Source organism: Hafnia alvei, from assembly GCF_900095695.1.
GTDB lineage: Bacteria > Pseudomonadota > Gammaproteobacteria > Enterobacterales > Enterobacteriaceae > Hafnia > Hafnia alvei_B.
In genome coordinates, this window is sequence record NZ_FMIQ01000053.1 from 1 (window position 1) to 23,632 (window position 23,632).

Genomic DNA, 23,632 nt, shown 5'->3' on the forward strand with positions numbered 1-23,632 from the left:
AACCTGCGAAGCAGGCTGAAAAACGGTGCCAAGCCGGGATGCAAGGCGGCGGCGATTGAGCCGCCTTGCTCGTACGCTTGCACTGTACTGATGCAAAAATTATGGCTTTTAAGCGTACGAAACCTTACACCGCTTAGGCAAAGTAGAACTTAACTTTTTGATATCCCATTTCAATCTCAGAAACCTCCCTTAACAATCGTTTTACGGTATGATTTAAAAGACCGTAATCCAAGGGAGTTGCACATGAAGCAAATTCGGGTATTAGCCCAATACTATGTCGATTTAATGGTAAAACTAGGGCTGGTGCGCTTTTCCATCCTGTTGGCTTCGGTGCTGGTTATATTAGCTATCGTGGTGCAGATGGCCGTAACGATGCTTTTGCGCGGGCAAGTTGAGAGTATCGACGTTGTCCGTTCAGTATTCTTTGGTTTACTGATCACGCCATGGGCCGTTTATTTTCTTTCCGTAGTCGTGGAGCAGTTGGAAGAGTCACGCCAACGCCTGTCTAAATTAGTGAATAAGCTGGAAGAGATGCGTTATCGCGATCTTGAGCTTAATCAGCAACTAAAAAATAATATCGTTCAACTGAACCAAGAAATTGCCGAGCGTGTGAAAGCTGAAGACGCGCGCTTACAGGTGCTTGATACCTTGCAGCACGAAATCGATCAGCGTGAACAAGCGCAGATTGAACTGGAACAACAGTCGGCGCTGCTGCGCTCTTTCCTTGATGCTTCGCCCGATCTGGTTTATTACCGCAATGAAAATGAAGAATTCTCTGGCTGCAACCGCGCCATGGAGCTGTTGACGGGGAAGAGCGAGAAACAGTTGATTGGCCTACAGCCGGGTGATGTTTACGATGAGGATATCGCCAAAAAAGTCATTGAGACCGATGAGAAAGTATTCCGCCATAACGTCTCGCTGACCTATGAACAGTGGCTAGTTTATCCTGATGGGCGCAAGGCCTGCTTCGAGCTGCGCAAAGTGCCGTTTTATGATCGCGTCGGTAAACGCCATGGCTTAATGGGCTTTGGCCGTGATATCACAGAGCGTAAGCGTTATCAGGATGCGCTGGAAAACGCCAGCCGCGACAAAACCACTTTTATCTCGACCATCAGCCATGAGCTCCGCACTCCGCTGAATGGTATCGTTGGCCTGAGCCGTATTTTGCTCGACACCGAGCTTAATCAAGAGCAGCTAAACTACCTCAAAACTATTCATGTGAGCGCCATTACCCTCGGCAATATTTTCAACGACATTATCGAAATGGATAAGCTGGAACGACGTAAGGTTCAGCTTGATAACCAACCAATAGATTTCACCGGTTTCCTCACTGACTTAGAGAACCTCTCTGGGCTGTTGGTGCAGCCAAAAAAACTGGATTTCACCTTAGAGCCACAGCCTAATTTACCGCATAAAATTTTGGCAGATGGCACACGCCTGCGCCAAATCCTATGGAATCTGATCGGGAACGCGGTCAAGTTTACTCAGAAAGGCGGCGTAAACGTAAAAGTATGGCGTGAAAACGATGGGAAACTGTTCTTTGAAGTGAAGGATAGCGGCATTGGTATTCCGCAGGATGAGCAAGATAAAATCTTTGCCATGTACTATCAGGTGAAAGATCAGAATGGTGGCAAACCTGCAACGGGCACCGGTATTGGTCTTGCAGTTTCCAAGCGTTTAGCGCAAAACATGGGTGGTGATATCGTGGTTCGCAGCACGCCGGGCGAAGGTTCATGCTTTACGCTCTCGATTGATGCGCCCGTGGTGGAGGAAGCGCTATCTCCACAGCCGGAAGATGCTGAGTTACCGCTGCCGGCACTGCATGTGCTATTGGTGGAAGACATTGAATTAAACGTTATTGTGGCGCGTTCCGTGCTAGAAAAACTGGGCAACAGTGTGGATGTTGCGATGACGGGGCAACAGGCGTTGGATATGTTCACGCCGGGTGAATACGATCTGGTGCTGCTTGATATTCAGTTGCCAGATATGACGGGGTTGGATATCGCTCGCAATTTATGTGAGCACTATGATGATTTGCCACCGCTGGTGGCGTTAACTGCTAACGTGCTGAAAGACAAGAAAGAATATCTTGATGCTGGTATGGATGATGTATTGAGCAAACCGCTGTCGGTTCCCGCTCTAACCGCCATGATCAAGAAGTTCTGGGATGAGGCGCCGAAGGCTAAGGAGAAAAAGGTGGAGAGTAAAAAAGTGGCCCACAATACCGAAGACCTTTTAGATACTGACATGCTGCAACAGTACATTGATTTAGTCGGACCGCAACTCATCTATCAAAGCGTTGAGATGTTTGAAAAAATGATGCCAGGCTATTTAGCGGTTCTTGAGTCCAATATGACCGCTCGCGATGAGAAAGGCATTACCGAAGAAGGTCACAAAATCAAAGGCGCTGCAGGGTCTGTTGGTTTACGTCATTTACAACAGGTTGCTCAGCAGATTCAGACGTCATCATTGCCTGCATGGTGGGATAACGTTCAGGAGTGGGTTGATGAACTCAAACATGAGTGGCGTCATGATGTGAAAGTGTTGAGAGACTGGGCGGATAAAACGACCAAGAAATAGAAAAATGACCCCAGCCTAGGCTGGGGTGCGCAACGACTGCGCCAACACCAGGGAAACAGGGTGTCTACGCTTAAGTTTTTCTAAAGGTATTGCATTGAAGCAATTGCGTAAACATAACTTATGAGTTTCACGCGAAGCCGAACCAACATACCAACATGTTTTACTGCTTGTTAGTTGATTCATTAAAATGTGTGATGCAGCCTAGTGTTTCCTAATACAAACGTTTTAAGGATTGACTTAACTCTAGATAGTTACTAGGAAAATTCCAGTAAAAACGTTCCTTTGCATTGAGAAAAATCAAACTGTTAAATATTTCTAATGCTTAGCATGCATACCTTTAGCTTTGTTAAGTGTTGGGTAAATATGCTGAGTAACCATTTTTTGGAGAAAAAAATGAAAAAAGTCGGTGTGGTTTTGAGTGGATGTGGTGTTTTTGATGGTGCTGAAATTCATGAATCGGTTTTAACTCTGCTGGCCTTGGATCGCGCAGGTGCTCAGGTTTACTTTTTTGCTCCAGATAAACCTCAAATGCACGTGATTAATCACCTGACCGGTGATGAGAGCCACGAAAGTCGCAATGTATTAGTGGAGTCTGCGCGTATCGCACGAGGTGATATCAAACCGCTTTCCCAAGCTAACGCAGAAGAACTCGATGCGCTGATCGTTCCCGGCGGCTTCGGTGCAGCTAAAAACCTGAGTACGTTTGCCGTGCAGGGGCCGGAATGTTCCGTTGATGCCGATCTGCAACGATTGGTTCAGCAGCTGCATCAGGCGGGTAAACCGCTAGGCTTTATGTGTATTGCGCCAACGATGCTGCCTAAGTTGTTAGGCGTGCATACGCGTTTAACGATTGGCAACGATCCTGATACCGCTGAGGCTATTGATAAGATGGGCGGCGAACACGTTGTTTGTCCGGCGGATGACATCGTGGTTGATTTGGAGCAGAAAGTGGTCACAACACCTGCCTATATGCTGGCTAACTCTATCAGCGAAGCGGCGGTAGGGATTGATAAACTAGTTGCGCGGGTGCTGGAACTGACTGAATGAAGAAGCGACGCGGGCAGGGAAATAGCTTGCTGACACGGCTGCGTTTTTGGGCCGTCAAAGCGGTTCTCGCCGTGATTGGTGTATGGGCTGCGGGAATTGTTATCTTTGCTTTTTTGCCTGTTCCATTTTCAGCGGTGATGGTTGAGCGCCAGTTGGGCGCTTGGCTTAGCGGCGATTTCGGCTACGTTGCCCATCAAGACTGGGTGCCGATGGATGAAATTTCTCCCTATATGGCGTTAGCCGTGATTGCTGCTGAAGATCAAAAGTTTCCACAACATTGGGGCTTTGATCTTGGCGCGATTGAATCGGTGATCGATGGTGGCGACAAAGGGGATAAGCCCGTGCGCGGCGCATCAACGATTTCCCAGCAAACGTCTAAGAATTTGTTTTTATGGGATGGCCGCAGTTGGGTGCGTAAAGGATTAGAAGCTGGGCTGACGCTGGGCACTGAAGTGGTATGGACCAAGCGCCGCATATTAACCGTTTATTTGAATATCGTGGAGTTTGGCCCCGGCGTTTTTGGCGTTGAAGAAGCCGCCAGAAGCTATTTCCATAAACCAGCCAGCCGCCTTACTGCATCTGAGGCGGCTCTTTTAGCCGCCGTATTGCCCAATCCGCATCGGTTTAGTGCCAAGGCACCTTCCGGCTATGTGTTACGCCGGCAGCAGTGGATTTTACGCCAAATGAGACAGCTTGGTGGCGAAGGTTATCTGAAGCAGAATAAGCTGTATTAAGATTGAGTTAACCGAATCGACAAATAAAAAACCCCGTCTCAACGGGGTTTTTTATTATTGTCTTTTTGACGTTACTTCAGAATGGTAAACGCCGTGGTGACATGTTTAACGCCGCTAACCTGGCTGGCGATTTTCGCCGCAGCTTGGCCTTCTTCCTGCGTTACCAAACCCAGTAGGAACACTTCACCATTTTCCGTCGTTACTTTGACGTTAGAGGATTTAACCGCATCGCTGGTTAACAGCTGAGAGCGAACTTTGGTGGTGATCCATGTATCGCTTGAGGCTGTGCCCAAGCTCACCGGTTTACCGGTACGAATTTCGTTGTAGACCGATGTTGCACCGTCAACGCCCATGGCTATCTGTTTAGCTCTGGCGCCGAGATCTGCTGTTGGTGCCTGACCCGTTAACAGAACGGTGCCTTGATAGGCGGTAGCAACAATACGCGCTTCTTTCTTCAACTGCTCATCTTTGCCTAGCGCATTCGATACGCGAGCTTCGAGCGTACCATCATCGACCTGTGTCCCTACGCTACGGGGATCGGTGGCGGTTTTCGTGGCCACAGCAGCACTACCAACAACGGCAGCAGCGATACATCCCTGAAGCAATAGCGCACTCATTACAATGAATGCGATAGGAAAACAGCGGGTGAACGGGGAACGCTTAGTCATCGAGACTCCTTCAAACATCCTGATGGGGGAACAACGTATTATCAATTAAGTCACAAAGGCAGTTGACCGTAAGCATATGCATTTCTTGTATGCGAGCACTACGGTGTGACGGGATGCGGATTTCCACATCCTGTTGGCCAAGTAAACCGGCCAGCTCGCCGCCGTCATAGCCTGTTAGTGCCACAATCGTCATATCGCGGGTTACCGCGGCTTCCACGGCTTTCACAATATCACGGCTATTTCCGCGCGTTGAAATTGCCAGGAGCACATCACCTGCATGGCCTAGTGCGCGAACCTGTTTGGCATACATTTCATCATGCAGCCGATCGTTGCCTATGGCAGTTAAGACCACGTTATCGGCATTTAGTGCAATTGCCGGTAAACTTGGGCGTTCGGTTTCATAGCGGTTAATCATGCTGGCGGCAAAATGCTGGGCGTTTGCGGCAGAGGTGCCGTTACCGCAGCAGAGAATTTTATTGCCGTTCAGTAATGACTGTACCAGCGTCATTGCTGCACGCGAAATAGCGTCAGGCAAGGCTTCAGCCGCAGCAATCTGAGTTTGAATACTTTCTGTAAAACAGCCTTTGATTCTTTCCAGCACGGTAAAATTGTCCATTGGTTCAAGGCGCGGCGGGCGAAATTATTCGGCCGCTGCAAATGCGTTTGGCAACCATTGTAACTGGCTACCGGTGATTGCCAAAACATCAAAGCGACAATCCGTGGTATCGAAGCTGCCACCGCGTTCTGCCAACCAGATTGCTGCACTGTGCAACAACCGGCGTTGTTTGGTGTAACTGACTGACGCAGCTGCGTCGCCATAAAGAGAGGTGCGGCGATAACGAACTTCAACGAAAACCCACGTTTCGCCATCGCGCATAATAAGATCTAACTCGCCGCCACGTAGCGTGACGTTGGCGGCGTAAAAATGAAGTCCGACACGTTCAAGGTATTGGCGCGCAATTATTTCATACTGCGCACCAATTTGGCGCCGGTCTACTTTTTTCCTACTTATTGCATCGGCACTATGCTTCCTGCACGGTACTGGAGCCATGGCAACTTCCTGTTGATGACGCAGTTGCTGTCCGCACTGAGAACACCGGTGGAGCCATTCAATTGGAAACCACCAATCTGGCGCATCTGCGAGAAGTGATTTGCCAGCACCCAAGCATCGGCACCCATGGCATACAGGCGAACCAGAGAGTAGTCATTTTTGAACTGAGCAGCGGCTTGTTGCATCAAGGCAGGGTTACTACCCGCCAGCAATGGAATATCACTGAACTGCAGTCCGTCCATTTCTAAACGGAAATCAGGGCCAGAACCCGCTTGGTAGCTACGTGAGCTTGCATACAAGCCTAATCCGCTATGCGAACCGTTAGCCAGATCAATCATCGGCTTAATAAGCGTCAGTTCCGCAGGCGTAGCGATGATGTACACCGCATCGACTTTGCCGCTTGAGGTGGAAACTGCACCCGCATCAGCCGGAGGCGCTGGAATGGTTAAACCGGCAATGGTAACGGATTGGGGCTGGGAGGCTGAAGCAACCATGACAGGTTGCCCGGTCATGCGAATACCTGTACCGCCGTTAATCGACTGACGCAGCTCACCCGTTGAGCCAAAGCCCTGTTGTAAAACGGTTGAACCGCCGAGCTGTTGCCATTCTTGAGCAAAGGCTTTAGCCACGCGATCGCCTAATGCTCCACGCGGGGTCAAAATGAGCGGGTTGCGTTTGCCTTGATCCCAAATATGTTTAGCCGCATCGCGTGCTTCATTTTCAGGAGACAGCGCGAAGTAGCAGATATTGGGATTGTTTTGCACCTGTTCTGGCTGATTCAGCGCCAGTACGTTTAACGGTGTGCTGCCAGCGGATAACTGATCCACATTTTCTTTCAGCAGTGGGCCAACAACCAGCGTTGCACCATCCTGCTTGGCCTGTGCTAGCAGGGCAGGTAATGGCTGGGAGCTGGTGTCATACACTTTAATCTGCGCATTGCTGGCAGATGGCGGCACGATAGGTGCAACAGGCATGCCGTCAGCGTCGGTTTGTGCTGCTGGCGTAGCTTCCGCTACGGGCGCAGCCCCACTGGTGCTGACTGCGCCGTTAGCGTTAGGGTCGGTGCTGGTTGGCTGGGCCGCGTTGGCATCGTCTGGGGCAGCCGCTGGCTGTGGCTGGCTTGGCGCGCTTTGGGTGATAGCACCGTTTTTCGCGGCGTTAAAACCTGCTTGGATCGCGTTAGCGAAAACCTGAGCCTGACCGTTTAGCGGTAACAGTAGGGCAACGCTTGAGGTTGAGGCCTGTTTAAAATTCAGCACGTTATCCAGCGCGGTTGGCAATACTTTGGAGGCCGGATTGTTTGGATAGCGAGTTTGCCAATCTTTGATCGCGGCTTTCAGCAGGCTTGGATCTTGCTTGTTGTCTTGATACAGACGCAGCAGATCCAGCCAGCCTTGCAGAATATTTTCGTCGGCGTTAATGACCAAACTATTCAGGTCGGCCTGCGTTAACTGAGTTAGTGCAGCCCAGGTGCCATTGATATTTTGCAGACGCTGTTTGTCATTGAGCAACGGCTCTTGAGCAATATAGGCGCGGATAACCGGCAATGAGGCTTTGCCTTGGCTGGCGTCGATAACCGCTTGGTAGTAGCGGGTCTTCTGGCTGTTAGAAAGCGAGTCGACGTCTAACTTGGCTAAAATCGCCGAGGCGTTAGGCATATTTTTTTGTGCGATGCTGAGCTCAGCGCTAACTAGCTGCTGTTCCTGACGTTGGACATCAGTTAGCTCTTGCGGTAGTTTGCCCAGCAATTCCGCCGCTTGTGGGAGCTTTCCTTCGCGGATCAGGGAACGAATGGCGAGTAATTGCCAGTCAGCCTTGTTATCATCGCTGCTCTGCTGCATTTGTTGCAGATAGTATTCGGATGAAGCCGTGGCTTCAGCCTGAATATTTGCCGCAGGCGTCTGTGGAGCTTGTCCCGAGCACGCAGCCATTAACATAGCGGCGAGAACTACGGGGATAATGCGTCCGGACTTGGTGCGGACAATGAGTGAGGAAAGCATACTGTATCCAGTGCAGTTTTTTCAAAGATGCTCAATATTAAATCGGTAAACCGGATGAAACAATGAATCAAGACGATCAAGCTGTAATTTCTGCTGCAACGCTGTATGTCGTTCCTACGCCAATCGGGAATCGCGGTGATATTACCCAGCGAGCGTTGGATACTTTGCAAGCGGTCGATTTGATAGCAGCAGAAGATACGCGACACACTGGCCTACTGCTACAGCATTTTGCTATTAATGCTCGACTATTCGCTTTGCACGACCATAACGAACAACAAAAAGCAGACCAGCTTATTGCAAAACTTCAAGAAGGTCAGAGTATTGCGTTGGTTTCTGATGCGGGTACGCCGCTGATTAACGATCCGGGCTATCATCTGGTTCGTCGCTGTCGTGAAGTGGGTATTCGCGTGGTTCCGCTTCCGGGTGCCTGTGCTGCCATCACTGCTTTATGTGCGTCTGGCATTGCGTCCGATCGCTTCTGCTATGAAGGCTTTCTGCCTGCGAAAACAAAATCGCGTAAAGACACGCTTCAGGCTTTGTTAGAAGAGCCACGCACGCTGATTTTTTATGAATCAACGCATCGCTTGATTGATAGCCTGAAAGATATGGTTGAAGTCATGGGGCGCGACCGCTACGTGGTGTTAGCGCGTGAGCTGACCAAGACGTGGGAAAATATCCACGGAGCCCCGGTGGGTGAGCTACTCGATTGGGTATTGGAAGATGATATGCGTCGCCGTGGTGAAATGGTGCTGATTGTCGAAGGCCATAAAGCCGATGAGGATGCGCTACCGGCCGATGCACTGCGAACGTTAGCACTGCTGCAAAAAGAGCTGCCGTTGAAAAAAGCCGCTGCTTTAGCCGCCGAAATTCACGGCGTGAAGAAGAATGCGCTGTATAAATACGCGCTTGAGAATGCAGAGGGTGACAAATAGGGCGTAATGCCCTATTATCCGCCGCGGAGTTGACTAGACAGTCGCCGCTTCATTGCCGTCCCCTTCGGGGAGACAGATGGAGGGGAGGAAAGTCCGGGCTCCATAGGGCAGGGTGCCAGGTAACGCCTGGGAGGCGCAAGCCTACGACAAGTGCAACAGAGAGCAAACCGCCGATGGCCCACGCAAGTGGGATCAGGTAAGGGTGAAAGGGTGCGGTAAGAGCGCACCGCGCGGCTGGCAACAGTCCGTGGCATGGTAAACTCCACCCGGAGCAAGGCCAAATAGGGGTTCACATGGTACGGCCCGTACTGAACCCGGGTAGGCTGCTTGAGCCAGTGAGCGATTGCTGGCCTAGACGAATGACTGTCCACGACAGAACCCGGCTTACCGGTCAACTCCCTCATTCGTTAAAAAGCCCCGCGAAGCGTATGCTTGGCGGGGCTTTTTGCATTCAGAGACTGAATTACGGTTTCTTCGGGGCTTTTTCCAATGTGTCAGGACTGTTGGTGGTAGAATCATCATCGTTTTGATCGTCAGGATCTTCTTCCACCGGCGTATTGGCCGTCAGTAAATAGGTTGATTGTTGCCAACGTGAACGACGCGTTTGCAGCAGTGAGCGCGCCAAGATAATGCCAATCGCCAGCGACAGTAACATCATCAGACGCAGCAGGTTCGTGGTGTTATCCACCTGCTGAGATTCCGTGGCTAACACATGCGTATCCAGCGTTAAGCGTAGAAAGCCAATTGGGCCATCCTTAGCTTTAATCATTTGCACGATTTGATGATTGAAATAGCTACCAGCGCGTTTTCCATCTAGCGCCAACCTGTCACGAACGGCCACCTTTTCGCCGGAGCGAGCGATCATGGTGCCATCAACGTCATACACACTGGCGTCTAAAATACGACTATGCTCTGTCAGTCGATTCAGTATCTGAGTAATTTTCTCGCTGTCAGGATCGTCATTGCCGGTATTCATCAATGGGATGAGGCGATCGGAAACCTGTTCGGCCAGCGTTTGTGCCAGTTCTTCAACCTGCTCAGAACGCGCCATTTGGTGGCTCAAACTGAAATAGGATGCTCCCTGCATCAAAAGCACCAATAAGGCCAAACAAATCAGCACAATAGCGGTGCGGTGCAGCCTGAATTTAATTTTAGCCTTAACCATAGCTTGCCCTATAAGACGTTTATCACTTTATGTTGCCAGAAGCCTTACCGATAGGATAGCTTGATGCTCGGTTTTGTGGTGGCAAATGAAGTCTTCCAAGGAGTAGTTGTTATGCCAAACAGTCTGACTTATTGCGATTTGCCAGCAGAAATTTATCGCTGGCCGGGTTTACCCCTTTCTCTCAGCGGCGACGAAGTCATGCCGTTAGATTATCGCGCAGGTCATACCGGATGGCTTCTTTATGGACGCAATCTGGATAAGACCGCGTTATGTGCCTTCCAGCGCCGCCTTGGTGCTGCCATGGTGGTGGTGACCGCATGGTGTATTGAAGATTATCAGGTGATCCGTTTAGCGGGAAACCTGCCAACGCGTGCGAAAAAGCTGGCCGATGAGCAGGGGCTGGATATTGCTACGCTGGGTAAAATTCCGCATCTTCGCACACCCGGTTTGTTGGTTATGGACATGGACTCCACCGCGATCCAAATTGAATGTATTGATGAAATTGCTAAGCTGGCCGGTGTGGGTGAAGAGGTTTCTGAGGTTACCGAGCGTGCGATGCGCGGCGAGTTAGACTTTAAAGCCAGCCTGCGTGAGCGTGTCGGTAAGCTGAAAGATACCGATGTTTCGGTACTAGAAACGGTGCGCTCTTCGCTGCCGCTGATGCCCGGTTTGACGAGTTTAGTGCGTAAGCTTCAATCGTTAGATTGGCATGTGGCCATTGCCTCCGGTGGTTTTACCTATTTTGCCGATCACCTGCGCGATCGTTTTGACTTGGTGGATGCGGTCTCCAATCATCTGGAAGTTAAGGATGGTAAACTGACGGGTAAAGTGATCGGCCCGATTGTAGACGCTCAGTACAAGGCTGAAACTCTGATAAAACTCGCCGAGAAATTGGAGATCCCGCTATCGCAAACCGTTGCGATTGGCGATGGTGCCAACGATTTAAAAATGATTCAGGCGGCGGGATTAGGCGTGGCGTTTCATGCGAAGCCGAAAGTTTATGCTCAGGCCTCGGTGGCTATTCGTCATGCTGATTTGATGGGCGTGCTGTGCGTGCTGAGTGCAAGTTTGAAGCACGAAGAGCGGTAATTTTCCTCTCTTCCAGTCTCCCCCTTGTTAGGGGGAGACGCATGCGGTGTGTTTTCTCCTTTCTCTTTTATGCAAAGGAGAGAGTCATTACCCTAAAGTCTGTATAAAAAAACAGTAATATTCGCCCATATCCTGTTAGAATTCCCCTATCAATTTGTGACTAAAACCGTTCTAGGAGTCTCCGTGGCGAAAGCAATTAAACGAGCCTTTGTCTGCAACGAATGTGGTGCTGATTACCCGCGTTGGCAGGGGCAGTGCAGCGCCTGTCAGGCGTGGAATAGCATTACTGAAGTACGCTTGGCGGCTTCGCCTGCGGTGGCGCGCGCAGAACGGTTGTCTGGTTATGCGGGCGATGCCGGCGTTAGCAAAGTTCAAAAGCTCTCGGATATCAGCCTTGAGGCGTTGCCACGCTTTTCAACCGGATTTGCTGAGTTTGACCGGGTATTAGGCGGCGGCGTGGTACCGGGCAGTGCGATTCTGATCGGTGGTAACCCCGGCGCGGGGAAAAGTACGTTGCTGCTGCAAACCCTGTGCAAATTGTCTCAGCAAATGAAAACGCTGTATGTCACCGGAGAAGAGTCGTTGCAGCAGGTTGCGATGCGAGCGCACCGTTTGGGGCTGCCCACCGATGGCTTGAATATGCTGTCAGAAACCAGCATTGAACAAATTTGCCTGATCGCGGAACAAGAGCAGCCGAAGCTGATGGTTATCGACTCCATTCAGGTGATGCACATGGCAGACATTCAATCGTCGCCGGGCAGCGTGGCGCAGGTACGTGAAACGGCGGCGTATTTGACCCGTTTTGCGAAAACGCGCGGTGTGGCTATTGTGATGGTGGGCCATGTAACCAAAGATGGCTCGCTGGCAGGGCCGAAAGTGCTGGAACACTGTATCGACTGCTCCGTGCTGTTGGATGGGGATGCTGACTCGCGTTTTCGTACTCTGCGCAGTCATAAAAACCGTTTTGGCGCCGTGAATGAGCTGGGCGTGTTTGCCATGACAGAGCAGGGGCTGCGTGAAGTGAGCAACCCTTCAGCAATCTTCCTGAGCCGTGGCGAAGAGATTACCTCCGGCAGCTCTGTGATGGTGGTGTGGGAAGGTACGCGCCCGCTGTTGGTTGAAATTCAGGCGTTGGTGGATACCTCAATGATGTCAAATCCTCGCCGTGTTGCTGTGGGACTAGAGCAAAACCGTTTAGCGATTTTACTGGCGGTGTTGCATCGTCATGGTGGCTTGCAGATGGCGGATCAGGACGTTTTCGTCAACGTGGTGGGTGGGGTGAAAGTGACGGAAACCGGCGCAGACCTAGCGCTGTTGATGTCTTTAGTCTCTAGCCTGCGCGATCGTCCGTTGCCGCAAGATTTAGTGGTATTTGGTGAAGTGGGGCTGGCGGGAGAAGTTCGTCCGGTGACCAGCGGCCAGGAGCGTATTTCTGAAGCGGCAAAACATGGCTTTAAACGCGCCATCGTTCCTCATGCCAATATGCCGAAAAAACCGTTGCCGAATATGCAGGTCTTTGGGGTGAAAAAGCTGTCCGATGCTTTGGATGTCTTGCAAGATTTATGATGATTACAGCGGCACTTGTGCTACTTTTGTTTAGTTAACTAAACCCGTCATGTTGAATTGTTTTGGGTATAAACAGGGGAAGCGCGAATGTCGCAGTTTGATTATCTAAAAACCGCCATTAAGCAAAAAGGCTGCACGTTACAGCAGGTGGCGGACGCTAGCGGAATGACCAAAGGCTACTTAAGCCAGCTGCTAAACGAGAAAATCAAAAGCCCGAGCGCACAAAAGCTTGAGGCGATTCACCGCTTCCTCGATATCGAATTCCCACGCAAGGTTAAAAGCGTCGGCGTGGTGTTTGGGAAGTTCTATCCCCTGCACACGGGCCATATCTATCTTATACAACGCGCATGTAGCCAAGTTGATGAGCTGCATGTGATTTTGTGCCATGACGAACCCCGCGATCGTGAGCTGTTTGAAAATAGCGCGATGTCACAGCAGCCTACGGTAAGCGATCGACTTCGTTGGCTGTTGCAGACCTTCAAGTATCAAAAAAATATTCGCATTCACTCCTTTGATGAACAGGGGATCGAGCCTTATCCCCATGGCTGGAAAGTGTGGAGCGATGGCATGAAGGCGTTTATGGCGGAAAACGGGATTACTCCGAGCGTGATTTACTCGGGTGATAGTCAAGATGCGCCGGTGTATCACGAGTTCTTTGGCATGGAAACTTTGCTGATTGATCCTGAACGTTCGTTTATGAATATCAGCGGTGGGCAAATCCGTCACGATCCCTTTCGCTATTGGGACTATATTCCTACCGAAGTGAAACCTTTCTTTGTCCGTACCGTGGCGATCCTCGGCGGTGAATCCAGCGGCAAATCGACGCTGGTGAATAAGCTGGCAAATATCTTTAATACCACCAGTGCTTGGGAATATGGCCGCGATTATGTCTTCTCACATCTTGGCGGCGATGAGATGGCGCTCCAATATTCTGACTATGACAAAATTGCCTTGGGCCACGCGCAATATATTGATTTTGCGGTAAAGTATGCGAATAAAGTGGCTTTTATCGATACTGATTTTGTTACCACGCAGGCGTTTTGCAAAAAATATGAAGGGCGTGAACACCCGTTTGTGCAGGCTCTGATCGATGAGTATCGCTTTGATCTGATTATTCTGTTGGAAAACAATACGCCGTGGGTGGCCGATGGCTTACGCAGTCTAGGAAGTTCGACAGAGCGCCGCGAATTTCAGGACTTGCTTGAGCAGATGCTGCGGAAAAATAATATGGAGTTTGTGCGCGTTGAATCCTCAGACTACGACGAGCGTTTTTTACGCTGCGTTGAGCTGGTGAAACAGATGTTGGGGGAGAGCGGTGAGCGCTCTTAGTCCGTTTAGGGGATAATGTCTGAGAGCCACATGACTTTATTATGTGACTTATTGTTATTAAGTATGTGTTTCTCCGACAAGAAGTATTCTTTATTTGAATAACTTCGTTTTTTATATTTAAATTTATAATGTTTAAGTGACATTATTCTGTGCCATCTATGGTTTGAATCTGTTTTGCGTTTTTTTCTCATTGATTAATATGATTTTTTTAATGCGCTTAATAACCTTATTTGTATTATGTGTATTAACGACTTTATATAGACCAAAACATCTACGTTATTTCTCCTCTATTCCCTCGGCTTCTGCCCACTAACTAATTCAGCGGTGTGCTGTCATACATCATATTGAAACGGTCCATTTTAATTAATTGAGTTTCTGTGTTTGAGCGTGTGCGGTGATTAAGCGCAGCACAATGCATTCAGAATGTTGATTTCTGGAGAGTCAGAATGAGTATGTCATTTAAACCGTCAGTGATTGCGCTGCTTTGTGGAGTGGGTGCGGTTGCCGTCGCGGGTACAGTATTAGTGAAAAATGGGTATATTTCGTGGCAACAGCCTCAGGTAGCACAGACTCAGTCTGAAGTGCCTACGCCAGCTGCCGCTACCAAAACCTTTACCCAGCCGCAGCTCGATCAACTGGTCGCGCCAATCGCGCTTTATCCTGACCCCGTGCTGGCTCAAATTCTGATGGCTTCTACTTATCCCTCTAACGTTGTTCAGGCGGTTCTATGGTCGCGCGACAATCCAAAGGTGCAGGGGGATTCAGCGGTTAAGCTGGTGGCGAATCAGCCTTGGGATCCTAGTGTGAAATCGTTAGTCGCATTGCCGCAACTTTTAGCATTGATGGGACAAAATCCTGAGTGGGTGCAAAACTTAGGTGATGCCTTTTTACCTCAGCCTGATGACGTGATGGATACCGTGCAGAAATTGCGACAGGCGGCACAGAAGAATGGATCGCTGACCTCAAATGCTCAGCAGAAGGTGATTATTCAACCGGTTAACACTGCCGCACACGGTGTCTCTAGCAAACCAACGACCGTGGTGGCCTCCCAGCCACAAACTATCATTATTGAGCCTGCTAACCCGCAGGTTGTATACGTACCCAGCTACAACCCGAATGTGGTGTACGGCACTTGGGCTACGCCCGCCTATCCGCCAGTATATCTACCGCCACCTCCGGGAGAGCAATTTACCAATGGTTTGGTTTCCGGTATCGGTTTTGGTGTCGGAGTGGCAACCACCTATGCTCTGTTTAGTAGCCTTGATTGGCATGATGACGATCACCACCATGATGATGACCACCATCACGACGACGATCATCACCATGACGACGGGCATCATGATGACGGCCACGGCGGGAATTACCATCAGGGTAATAACTACGTGAATAACAGTCATGTGAATATCAACGTTAATAACTATAACCATATTACCGGTGGGAACATCGGTGGGGCGACACAATGGCAGCATAATCCAGCTTATCGCGCCGGCGTGCCGTATCACGATCCGGCTACGTCGCAGCGATTCGTGTCCGGTGCAACTCAGGCCAATATAGGCAGTAATTCGGCCAATAAAATTGATCTTAGTTCGCTGCATACGCAAGGTGGGACATCGCCGGTTTTATCAGGACAGACCCATTTATCGGCTAGCCCAAACCTGATGTCCAGTGACCAGCGAGCTAACTTACATGGGGTTGATAGCGGGGCTACTCATATGACTCGTGCAGGCTTGCAGCGCCAAAATGCGGAATCTGTGCTGCATAATCGTACTGAATCATCAACGCCAGTACGCGCTCCTATAAATCAGCATGCTGCCGTAACCAGAAATGTCGCGGAACAGCGTGTTGAACATGTGAGTCAGCCTAATACTCAGCATGTTAACGCCCAGCAAAACCATATGTTGCAGAATGATTTTCAGCAGCAAGCTCGGCAGCAACCAGCTCGACAAGAAATAGTGCCGCGATTTAATCAGCAGCACGAGAATCTTTTCAGCGGTAACGCAGGTGGGGCGCCGAATTGGCATCCGCAGCAAGAACGTGGAAATCAAGGTCGCCCCATGATGCGCAGCCTGCCGGAACATAGCGTACCGGCGCATCTGATATTACCAGAACATAATAATTTGCAGGTGCATCAGCGCTAAAGAGTACGTCAAGCCTCTCCGTGGGGAGAGGCTTGATACTGTGAATTAAAACTCAATCACCATCTTGCCACGCATTCGGCCTTCGGCAACTTTGCTATGCGCCTTTTCCAAGTTTTCGATAGTGAAACCGTGCAGCGTATCGCTGAGCGTGCCCTGCAATTTGCTCTCATCGACTAACTTAGCCACCTGCTGAAGAATTTTGCCTTGTTCAGCAATATCTGGCGTATTGAACATGCTGCGGGTGTACATGAATTCCCAATGCAGAGCCGCGCTTTTCATTTTTAAAGCAGATTGATCCAGCGGCTGGCTGTTTTCTACGATGGTACAGATTTGTCCTTGTGGGGCGATTAAGTCGCAGATCGCGGCCCAGTGTCCGTCGGTATCATTCAAACAGAAGATGTAATCGACCTGTTTGATATCGTGCTTGGCAAGCTCACCTTTTAGGTCATGCCAGTCAACGGTGAGATCGGCACCGCGATCTCGACACCATTGCGCAGACGAAGCATTTGAGGCCGTCGCAATCACTTTTACTTTTGCGTTTAATGCGGCAAGTGAAATCGCCAATGAACCGACGCCGCCAGCACCGCCGATGATCAACAACGTTTTGTCGGCGCCAGCATCTTGAACTTTCAGGCGTTCGAATAAGCCTTCCCAAGCCGTTAGCGTGGTTAATGGCATGGCTGCGGCCTGCGCCCAGTTCATGCTTTGAGGCTTATGTGAAACGATCCGCGAGTCGATCAGCTGCTGAGTGCTGTTACTGCCTGAGCGAGTTATGTCACCCGCGTACCAAACTTCATCTCCTACCTTGAATCCAGTGGCCTTGCTTCCAACGGCTAGCACCACGCCGCTGGCGTCCCAGCCTAATACACGCGGCTGCTCCAAACCGTTTTTAATCAGGCTTTCACGCACTTTAGTATCAACTGGATTAATCGAGACGGCTTTAATATCGACCAGCAAATCGTAATCAGCTGGAGCGGAGATTTGTGGGTGAATAACGGTGAATTCTTTCGGGTTAGAAGGATCGACGGCGATAGCGGTAATAGTCATGGTCAAGCTCCAAAAGTAGAAACTGCGTTGAATAAAGTTAGTGTAGTCGAGCTGTTTTCCGATGATAAGATGGACAATTATTAATGCAGTGTTCTTTTGTGACGAACAATGAGGCGAGATGTTTAATCAACTGCAGGACATGGCGCTGTTTGCGCTGGTGGTGGAGTGTGGAAGTTTTACGGCTGCCGCCCAGCGAGCTGGGTTACCTAAATCCAGCGTTAGTCAGCGAGTCAGTAATTTAGAGCGACAGCTTGGACTGCGGCTGCTAAACCGCACGACACGGCAACTCAATCTTACCTATGCAGGGGAGCGCTATTTGGTGCATTGCCGCGAAATGATCCAAGCCGCCGAGCGCGCCGATCTTAGCTTGCAGCGCCTGAAAGAGAACCCTAGCGGACGCCTGCGGATCACTGCACCAGCGGGCATTGCGGTGACGCTATTGGCGCATGTGTGTAGTGATTTCCGCGCAAGTTATCCAGACGTAAGCTTGGAAGTTTACGTTTCGGACGTGATGAACGATCTGGTGCAAGATGGATTTGATGTCGCACTACGTACCGGGAAACCGCAGGATTCTTCGCTAGTGGGACGCCGTCTGGGATATTCTCCGCGCTATCTTTTGGCATCGCCGGTTTATCTTTCACGCTTCACGCCGCTTGAACATCCTAAACAGCTGGAACAGCACCAGTGTATCGCGCACCGTGCATGGCATGAATGGGTGTTACAGCGCAAAGGGGAGTTCTATCGTTGGGAACTGCCGATGGACCATGCTGCCGATAATTTGCTGTATGTGCGGGAATGCCTATTGGCTGGGGCTGGGATCTCGCTACTGCCCGCATTTTTGTCGCAGGATTTGGTCGATCAAGAGCGTTTGGTGCGTGTATTGCCCGGTTGGGAAGCTGAGGGAAATGAGCTATATCTGGTTTATCCAAGTCGTAAGCTGAACTCGCCTGCGCTCGACCGCTTCATTGAGGTTGCATTAAGTCACCGCGCTTTTGCTCAATACAATCAGGCGCTACGCGATTAGTTGGCAGGCGATGAGAGATAAAAAAGGCTCCCTTTGACAGTAATATCGTTTACTAAAGCTCGATTTTAGGGGGAGCACACCGATGGGGTCGTAGCGGCGTAAGCCGCCGGAGCGCCCCGCGGTGTGGTAGACCCGTGTATCTCGATCTTTTGAACGACATTACTCCTTGATAGGAGCCTTAATCACAGAGACTAAAACTATTTAGTCATCTTTTTGTATTTAATACGGTGCGGTTCTAATGCTTCAGCGCCCAAGGTGCGTTTTTTGTATTCTTCATATTCGGTGAAGTTACCTTCGAAGAATTCAACTTTACCTTCATCCTGATAATCCAGAATGTGGGTGGCGATACGGTCAAGGAACCAACGGTCATGGGAAATAACCATCGCGCAGCCTGGGAATTCCAATAAGGCGTTTTCTAAGGCGCGCAGAGTTTCGATGTCGAGGTCGTTGGTCGGTTCATCGAGCAGCAACATGTTGCCGCCAACCTGCAGCAGTTTCGCTAAGTGCAGACGACCACGTTCACCGCCGGACAGTTCGCCTACGCGTTTGCCCTGATCGACGCCTTTAAAGTTAAAGCGACCGACATAGGCACGGCTTGGCATCTCAAAGTTACCGATGCGCATGATGTCTTGGCCGTTAGAGACTTCTTCCCAAACGGTTTTTTTGTCATTCATGCTGTCACGGAACTGATCTACCGATGCCAGCACGACGGTTTCGCCGAGATCGATATTGCCGGAGTCAGGCTGTTCTTTGCCGGAAATCATACGGAACAGGGTAGATTTACCCGCACCGTTCGGACCGATGATACCCACGATGGCACCTTTCGGCAGCGCAAAGGAGAGGTCTTCAATCAGCAGGCGGTCGCCGTAAGATTTTGACAGGTTCTGAACTTCCAGCACTTTGTCACCCAGACGAGGTCCTGGTGGAATGAACAGTTCGCTGGTTTCGTTACGCTTTTGATACTCAACGTTGTTAAGTTCTTCAAAGCGAGCCAAACGCGCTTTACCTTTGGACTGACGGCCTTTCGCGCCCTGACGCACCCATTCCAGCTCTTTCTCAATGGATTTACGACGCGCAGCTTCAGCCGAGGCTTCCTGCGCCAAACGCTGATCTTTCTGCTCCAGCCAAGAAGAGTAGTTGCCTTCCCATGGAATACCTTCACCACGGTCAAGCTCGAGGATCCAGCCCGCAACGTTATCTAAGAAGTAACGGTCATGGGTAATCGCAACCACGGTGCCTTCATAGTCGTGCAGGAAGCGTTCCAGCCATGCCACGGACTCGGCGTCCAAGTGGTTGGTTGGTTCGTCGAGCAGCAACATGTCTGGTTTTTCCAGCAGCAAACGGCAAATTGCCACGCGGCGACGTTCACCACCTGAAAGGTTAGCAATCTGTGCATCCCAAGCAGGTAAACGCAGCGCATCGGCGGCACGTTCTAGCTGATTATCCAAGTTATGGCCGTCGTGCGACTGAATAATCGCCTCCAACTCGCCCTGTTCTTTGGCTAACTTATCAAAGTCAGCGTCAGGATCGGCGTACAGCGCATACACTTCGTCCAAACGAGTCAGTGCGCGTTTCACTTCGCCAACGGCTTCTTCAACCGCTTCACGCACTGTTTGGTCTGGATTAAGTTTTGGTTCCTGTGGCAGATAACCGATTTTGATCCCCGGCTGTGGACGGGCTTCACCTTCGATTTCGGTATCAATACCGGCCATGATGCGCAGCAGCGTTGATTTACCGGCACCGTTTAGGCCCAGAACACCAATTTTGGCTCCGGGGAAGAAACTAAGGGAAATGTCCTTCAAAATGTGACGCTTCGGCGGAACAATCTTGCCGACGCGGTGCATAGTATAGACGTATTGAGCCACGGCTATATACTCCTTGATTTATAAGGGTTTTACCTCAGTCTCACGGATTCATGGGACAGAGGCGGGGCATAAGCATTTAAATGACGTTCTGTCATTGGCGCGACAGGGCATTTTATGAAGGCGGAGTTTAGCCCGTTTTCGATTTTTATCCCAGCCATCGTCGCATGACAGGGGCGTTTAACGCGTAAATTTTGTAGGTTATATTATGCAAATATAGGGCATTGGGTGTTTATTTCATCGTTCGGATAAATATTGAGTTAAGAATTTTCTTTCCTGTAGACCGCGTCCGCGTTGGTTTCTCCCCAAAATTACTACGGTTTATTCAAGAAGATTCAAAAATAGGTGTTGCTTATAAACCTAAGGCATGAGTAAATAGCGTCATCGGTTTGGAACACAGACCTTATGTGAAAGCAGTTTTAGTAAAGCAGTCCTCAGTTCAAGCGTTATCCTTAGATACCTCTTCTTCCGTGAGTCTCCTCCTAAGTGCACCCCATAAGCTAGCTCTGACGACGAACCTCGTTCGCTGCAATAATGTGGCTTAAAAAATTGAAAGGAAGTATCTAATGTCTAACAAAATGACTGGTTTAGTAAAATGGTTCAACGCTGATAAAGGTTTCGGCTTCATCTCTCCAGCTGACGGCAGCAAAGATGTATTCGTACATTTCTCTGCAATCCAGAGCGATAGCTACAAATCTCTGGACGAAGGTCAGACCGTTGAGTTCACTATCGAGAATGGCGCTAAAGGCCCAGCAGCAGCTAACGTAGTAGCGCTGTAATCTCTATAGTTTAGTATTGTTTACGATAGCGATGACGGCATAGACCTGAGCAGTTAAAGAATACTGAAAAGAAAAACCCGCCTTGAGCGGGTTTTTTTATGCCCAAAATTCACTATCCCTTTGTTTTCCATCCTCGGTTGTTTATGTTAGTGGCTAGGCAACCTAAACGTAAAAGTTGTGAAGAAAGGCAGGGGCTAACGGAATGCTCTGCTAAAATCGCTGTCTATGAGTGGTATCGGTTTAAAGCGAGGAAAGGTGAGATGGTCATGGCGGACAATTTGCGTGCTTGGGGTATAGGTTTATGTTTAGTCGCTGTGTCCGGGAGCAGTTTTGCTGACTCTTTGGATGCTCAGCGTCAGCGTTATTTACAGGTAAAGCAGGCATGGGATAGCAATCAGATGATGACGGTCAATCAGCTGATGCCAACGCTGCGCGATTATCCGCTTTATCCTTATCTAGAATACCGCCAGCTGACTCAGGATCTCGGTCAGGCTACAACGATTGAGATTAAAGATTTTATTGCTCGCAATCCGACCTTGCCTCCCGCTAAATCATTGCCTTCTCGTTATGTGAATGAGCTTTCTCGTCGTCAGGATTGGACAGGATTGTTGGTGTTTAGCCCTCAGCCTCCCAAACCTATTGCGGCTCGCTGTAATTATTACTACGCCCAGTACGCAACGGGCCATCAGCAAATTGCATGGGATGGCGCTCGTGATATCTGGCTAAGCGGCCAATCACTGCCCACCAACTGTGACAAGCTGTTTGAGGCGTGGAAAGCATCTGGCGATCAGACGCCGCTGACCGTGCTTGAGCGCATGCGGTTGGCTCTGAAAAAAGGCAATAACGGGCTGGTGAGCTTCCTAGCCAAGCAGCTTCCGCCTGATTATCAAACCATGGGTGACGCACTTGCCAGCCTTCAGGCCGATCCTCGCAATGTCGAGGCATTTGCGCGTAGCGTGGGGCCAACCGATTTTACCCGCGACGCAACTGAAATCGCATTCTCCAGCTTGGCGCGTCAGAACGCTGATGAAGCACGTGCGATGCTACCAACGTTGGTGCGACTGCAAAAAATTGGCGATAAACAGCGTCAGGCCATGGAAGATAGTATTGCGTGGCGCTTGATGGGCAGCGATGCCACCACCGATGATATTCGGTGGCGAGATAATGTGATTAAAAATAGTAATAGCGCTTCACTGATTGAACGCCGTGTGCGGTTAGCTTTAGGAAACGGTAATAAGCAGGAAATCCGCACATGGCTGGCTTTATTGCCGCAAGAAGTGCGTAATAAAGACGAATGGCGCTACTGGAATGCGAGCGTCATGATTGAGGACGGCAAACGCAGCGAAGGTGAAAGCATTCTTCGTTCGTTGACTCAGCAGCGCGGATTCTATCCGATGGTGGCGGCTCAAAAACTGGGTATTACATATCCATTGCAGGTGGAGGTTGCGGATAAGCCATCTTCCAAGCTTACCAACGATCCTGCGATCGATCGTATCCGTGAACTGATGTATTGGAATATGGATAACACCGCACGGAGCGAATGGGTTTCTCTCATTAGCAGTAAATCTAAACCGGATCAGGCGGCCTTAGCGCGTTATGCATTTGAGCAAAATTGGGCCGATCTCAGTGTTCAGGCGACGATCACCGCGAAACTATGGGATCATTTAGAAGAACGTTTCCCAATGGCGTGGCCGCAGCAGTTCCGTCAAGCAACAGAAGATAAAGGCATTTCTCAATCCTATGCGATGGCCATCGCACGTCAAGAAAGTGCTTGGAATCCGAAAGTCCAATCTCCGGTAGGAGCTAGCGGACTAATGCAGGTGATGCCTAAAACAGCTGAACACACGGCGCAAATGTTTAATTTGAGCAACTACGTCAACAGCAGCCAATTGCTCGATCCTATTACCAACATTCAGATCGGCACCAGCTATCTGGAATATGTGTATCAGAGTTTGGGACGTAACCGTATTTTATCGAGCGCAGCTTATAACGCGGGGCCATCTCGAGTCACTACGTGGCTCGGAAATACGGGTGGTCGCGTGGATGCAGTCGCCTTTATCGAGAGCATTCCGTTCTCTGAAACCCGTGGCTATGTGAAGAACGTTTTGGCTTATGATGCTTACTATCGTTACTTCATGAAGCGTCCAACCAAGATCCTGACCGATGCAGAATGGGAGCGCCGTTACTGATTTCTGTTCTGGATATCTTTGACTGCGCCAAGTTTATGGTATGCTGCCGTACTAGTTAATGAGTATTTTCTCACCAAGAGTATGGCAGCTAATCATGACAACGCGATCCCTGAATGATCCCGCGCTCAGCGCACAAGAGAATGATGACTGGCAACGCTTTGTTGAATTGCTACGGCAGGCGTTTGCCGAAGATTTGCAAGGCCCAATGCTACAGCTTTTTTTGACGCCGGATGAAAGAACAGCGCTGGCGACGCGGGTGCGAATTATCGAAGAGTTGATGAAAGGCGAGATCAGCCAGCGTGAGCTGAAAAGTCAGTTAGGCGCAGGCATTGCAACCATCACTCGCGGATCGAATAGTTTGAAAACGGCACCCGCAGACCTGAAACAATGGCTAGAACAGCAGTTACTGACAGATAAATAATACGGTGTTAA

The 23,632-nt window shown here is 49.9% G+C and carries 19 protein-coding genes and 1 other RNA gene; 13 read left to right on the forward strand and 7 right to left on the reverse strand.

The features are described from left to right. The first annotated feature begins 243 nt into the window (after positions 1 to 243). The 3 genes from arcB (at position 244) to mtgA (ending at position 4,361) form a co-directional block, all read left to right on the forward strand. Positions 244 to 2,580 (forward strand): aerobic respiration two-component sensor histidine kinase ArcB, encoded by a 2,337-nt coding sequence (gene arcB / locus BN1044_RS13360; protein ID WP_072309126.1) that lies wholly within the window; start codon positions 244 to 246, stop codon positions 2,578 to 2,580. 393 nt (positions 2,581 to 2,973) lie between these two features. Next, positions 2,974 to 3,627 carry an isoprenoid biosynthesis glyoxalase ElbB gene (gene elbB, locus BN1044_RS13365; RefSeq protein ID WP_072309127.1) on the forward strand — a complete coding sequence of 218 codons (654 nt, stop codon included), beginning with the start codon at positions 2,974 to 2,976 and terminating at the stop codon, positions 3,625 to 3,627. After that, the gene (gene mtgA / locus BN1044_RS13370) at positions 3,624 to 4,361 is read left to right on the forward strand and encodes a monofunctional biosynthetic peptidoglycan transglycosylase (RefSeq protein WP_072309128.1); all 738 of its coding nucleotides are present in this window, start codon (positions 3,624 to 3,626) and stop codon (positions 4,359 to 4,361) included. Before elbB ends, mtgA begins: the two co-directional genes overlap by 4 nt. A 71-nt stretch (positions 4,362 to 4,432) precedes the next feature. Here the strand turns inward: mtgA and dolP are convergent, their stop codons facing one another. Genes dolP through BN1044_RS13390 form a run of 4 tightly spaced genes read right to left on the reverse strand, consistent with a single transcriptional unit; the run spans position 4,433 to position 8,080 of the window. Further along, positions 4,433 to 5,029: a division/outer membrane stress-associated lipid-binding lipoprotein gene (dolP, locus tag BN1044_RS13375; RefSeq protein WP_072309129.1), complete on the reverse strand. Its 597-nt coding sequence runs from the start codon at positions 5,027 to 5,029 to the stop codon at positions 4,433 to 4,435. Between the two features lie 10 nt (positions 5,030 to 5,039). Further along, complete coding sequence (gene diaA / locus BN1044_RS13380; RefSeq protein WP_072309146.1) at positions 5,040 to 5,630, reverse strand: DnaA initiator-associating protein DiaA; 591 nt, start codon at positions 5,628 to 5,630, stop codon at positions 5,040 to 5,042. Positions 5,631 to 5,669: 39 nt separating this feature from the next. Continuing rightward, positions 5,670 to 6,080, reverse strand: coding sequence for a YraN family protein (locus BN1044_RS13385; RefSeq protein WP_072309130.1), 411 nt, complete (start codon positions 6,078 to 6,080; stop codon positions 5,670 to 5,672). Continuing rightward, positions 6,038 to 8,080 (reverse strand): penicillin-binding protein activator, encoded by a 2,043-nt coding sequence (locus BN1044_RS13390; RefSeq protein ID WP_072309131.1) that lies wholly within the window; start codon positions 8,078 to 8,080, stop codon positions 6,038 to 6,040. The genes BN1044_RS13385 and BN1044_RS13390 overlap by 43 nt, the downstream gene beginning before the upstream one ends. Positions 8,081 to 8,142: 62 nt before the next feature. Between BN1044_RS13390 and rsmI the strand changes: the two genes are divergently transcribed. Both rsmI and rnpB read left to right on the forward strand, forming a co-directional pair. Further along, positions 8,143 to 9,012, forward strand: coding sequence for a 16S rRNA (cytidine(1402)-2'-O)-methyltransferase (gene rsmI / locus BN1044_RS13395; protein ID WP_040046162.1), 870 nt, complete (start codon positions 8,143 to 8,145; stop codon positions 9,010 to 9,012). 25 nt (positions 9,013 to 9,037) lie between these two features. Next, positions 9,038 to 9,415: RNase P RNA component class A (rnpB, locus tag BN1044_RS13400), an RNA gene on the forward strand. Between the two features lie 60 nt (positions 9,416 to 9,475). On the opposite strand, the gene BN1044_RS13405 is transcribed toward rnpB, so the two are convergent. After that, entirely contained in the window at positions 9,476 to 10,177 is a 702-nt protein-coding gene (locus BN1044_RS13405) for a YtjB family periplasmic protein (RefSeq protein WP_072309132.1), read from the reverse strand. Between the two features lie 111 nt (positions 10,178 to 10,288). Between BN1044_RS13405 and serB the strand changes: the two genes are divergently transcribed. The 4 genes from serB to BN1044_RS13425 all read left to right on the forward strand — a co-directional run bounded on the left by serB (position 10,289) and on the right by BN1044_RS13425 (position 16,299). Then, on the forward strand, positions 10,289 to 11,266 hold the full coding sequence (serB, locus tag BN1044_RS13410; RefSeq protein ID WP_072309147.1) for a phosphoserine phosphatase: 978 nt from the start codon (positions 10,289 to 10,291) through the stop codon (positions 11,264 to 11,266). A 183-nt stretch (positions 11,267 to 11,449) separates the two neighbouring features. Then, on the forward strand, positions 11,450 to 12,832 hold the full coding sequence (gene radA, locus BN1044_RS13415; RefSeq protein WP_046459233.1) for a DNA repair protein RadA: 1,383 nt from the start codon (positions 11,450 to 11,452) through the stop codon (positions 12,830 to 12,832). Between the two features lie 87 nt (positions 12,833 to 12,919). Continuing rightward, positions 12,920 to 14,161: a multifunctional transcriptional regulator/nicotinamide-nucleotide adenylyltransferase/ribosylnicotinamide kinase NadR gene (nadR, locus tag BN1044_RS13420; RefSeq protein ID WP_046459232.1), complete on the forward strand. Its 1,242-nt coding sequence runs from the start codon at positions 12,920 to 12,922 to the stop codon at positions 14,159 to 14,161. 446 nt (positions 14,162 to 14,607) lie between these two features. Beyond that, positions 14,608 to 16,299, forward strand: coding sequence for a DUF3300 domain-containing protein (locus tag BN1044_RS13425; protein WP_072309133.1), 1,692 nt, complete (start codon positions 14,608 to 14,610; stop codon positions 16,297 to 16,299). 45 nt (positions 16,300 to 16,344) lie between these two features. Here BN1044_RS13425 and BN1044_RS13430 read toward each other — a convergent pair whose 3' ends face one another. Further along, positions 16,345 to 17,346, reverse strand: a complete 1,002-nt coding sequence (locus tag BN1044_RS13430) for a zinc-binding alcohol dehydrogenase family protein (RefSeq protein ID WP_072309134.1) — start codon at positions 17,344 to 17,346, stop codon at positions 16,345 to 16,347. A gap of 118 nt (positions 17,347 to 17,464) precedes the next feature. Here BN1044_RS13430 and BN1044_RS13435 point away from each other — a divergent pair, with 118 nt between their 5' ends. Next, positions 17,465 to 18,370, forward strand: a complete 906-nt coding sequence (locus tag BN1044_RS13435; RefSeq protein WP_072309135.1) for a LysR family transcriptional regulator — start codon at positions 17,465 to 17,467, stop codon at positions 18,368 to 18,370. 197 nt (positions 18,371 to 18,567) lie between these two features. Here the strand turns inward: BN1044_RS13435 and ettA are convergent, their stop codons facing one another. Continuing rightward, positions 18,568 to 20,235, reverse strand: coding sequence for an energy-dependent translational throttle protein EttA (gene ettA, locus BN1044_RS13440; protein WP_072309136.1), 1,668 nt, complete (start codon positions 20,233 to 20,235; stop codon positions 18,568 to 18,570). Between the two features lie 563 nt (positions 20,236 to 20,798). Between ettA and cspE the strand changes: the two genes are divergently transcribed. From cspE to trpR, 3 genes are all read left to right on the forward strand, one after another. Beyond that, positions 20,799 to 21,011, forward strand: coding sequence for a transcription antiterminator/RNA stability regulator CspE (cspE, locus tag BN1044_RS13445; protein WP_025801164.1), 213 nt, complete (start codon positions 20,799 to 20,801; stop codon positions 21,009 to 21,011). Between the two features lie 260 nt (positions 21,012 to 21,271). Then, positions 21,272 to 23,200 carry a murein transglycosylase gene (gene sltY, locus BN1044_RS13450; protein WP_072309137.1) on the forward strand — a complete coding sequence of 643 codons (1,929 nt, stop codon included), beginning with the start codon at positions 21,272 to 21,274 and terminating at the stop codon, positions 23,198 to 23,200. Positions 23,201 to 23,294: 94 nt separating this feature from the next. After that, positions 23,295 to 23,621: a trp operon repressor gene (trpR, locus tag BN1044_RS13455; RefSeq protein WP_043489340.1), complete on the forward strand. Its 327-nt coding sequence runs from the start codon at positions 23,295 to 23,297 to the stop codon at positions 23,619 to 23,621. Positions 23,622 to 23,632: the final 11 nt, after the last annotated feature.

Excerpts from the sequence above, each read along its gene's own strand:
- BN1044_RS13430 (WP_072309134.1), bottom strand. The coding sequence starts at position 17,346 with ATGACTATTACCGCTATCGCCGTCGATCCTTCTAACCCGAAAGAATTC.
- elbB (WP_072309127.1), top strand. The coding sequence starts at position 2,974 with ATGAAAAAAGTCGGTGTGGTTTTGAGTGGATGTGGTGTTTTTGATGGT.
- mtgA (WP_072309128.1), top strand. The coding sequence starts at position 3,624 with ATGAAGAAGCGACGCGGGCAGGGAAATAGCTTGCTGACACGGCTGCGT.
- BN1044_RS13385 (WP_072309130.1), bottom strand. The coding sequence starts at position 6,080 with ATGGCTCCAGTACCGTGCAGGAAGCATAGTGCCGATGCAATAAGTAGG.
- sltY (WP_072309137.1), top strand. The coding sequence starts at position 21,272 with ATGGTCATGGCGGACAATTTGCGTGCTTGGGGTATAGGTTTATGTTTA.
- BN1044_RS13405 (WP_072309132.1), bottom strand. The coding sequence starts at position 10,177 with ATGGTTAAGGCTAAAATTAAATTCAGGCTGCACCGCACCGCTATTGTG.
- arcB (WP_072309126.1), top strand. The coding sequence starts at position 244 with ATGAAGCAAATTCGGGTATTAGCCCAATACTATGTCGATTTAATGGTA.
- nadR (WP_046459232.1), top strand. The coding sequence starts at position 12,920 with ATGTCGCAGTTTGATTATCTAAAAACCGCCATTAAGCAAAAAGGCTGC.
- BN1044_RS13390 (WP_072309131.1), bottom strand. The coding sequence starts at position 8,080 with ATGCTTTCCTCACTCATTGTCCGCACCAAGTCCGGACGCATTATCCCC.
- BN1044_RS13425 (WP_072309133.1), top strand. The coding sequence starts at position 14,608 with ATGAGTATGTCATTTAAACCGTCAGTGATTGCGCTGCTTTGTGGAGTG.
- BN1044_RS13435 (WP_072309135.1), top strand. The coding sequence starts at position 17,465 with ATGTTTAATCAACTGCAGGACATGGCGCTGTTTGCGCTGGTGGTGGAG.
- dolP (WP_072309129.1), bottom strand. The coding sequence starts at position 5,029 with ATGACTAAGCGTTCCCCGTTCACCCGCTGTTTTCCTATCGCATTCATT.
- cspE (WP_025801164.1), top strand. The coding sequence starts at position 20,799 with ATGTCTAACAAAATGACTGGTTTAGTAAAATGGTTCAACGCTGATAAA.
- rsmI (WP_040046162.1), top strand. The coding sequence starts at position 8,143 with ATGAATCAAGACGATCAAGCTGTAATTTCTGCTGCAACGCTGTATGTC.
- serB (WP_072309147.1), top strand. The coding sequence starts at position 10,289 with ATGCCAAACAGTCTGACTTATTGCGATTTGCCAGCAGAAATTTATCGC.
- trpR (WP_043489340.1), top strand. The coding sequence starts at position 23,295 with ATGACAACGCGATCCCTGAATGATCCCGCGCTCAGCGCACAAGAGAAT.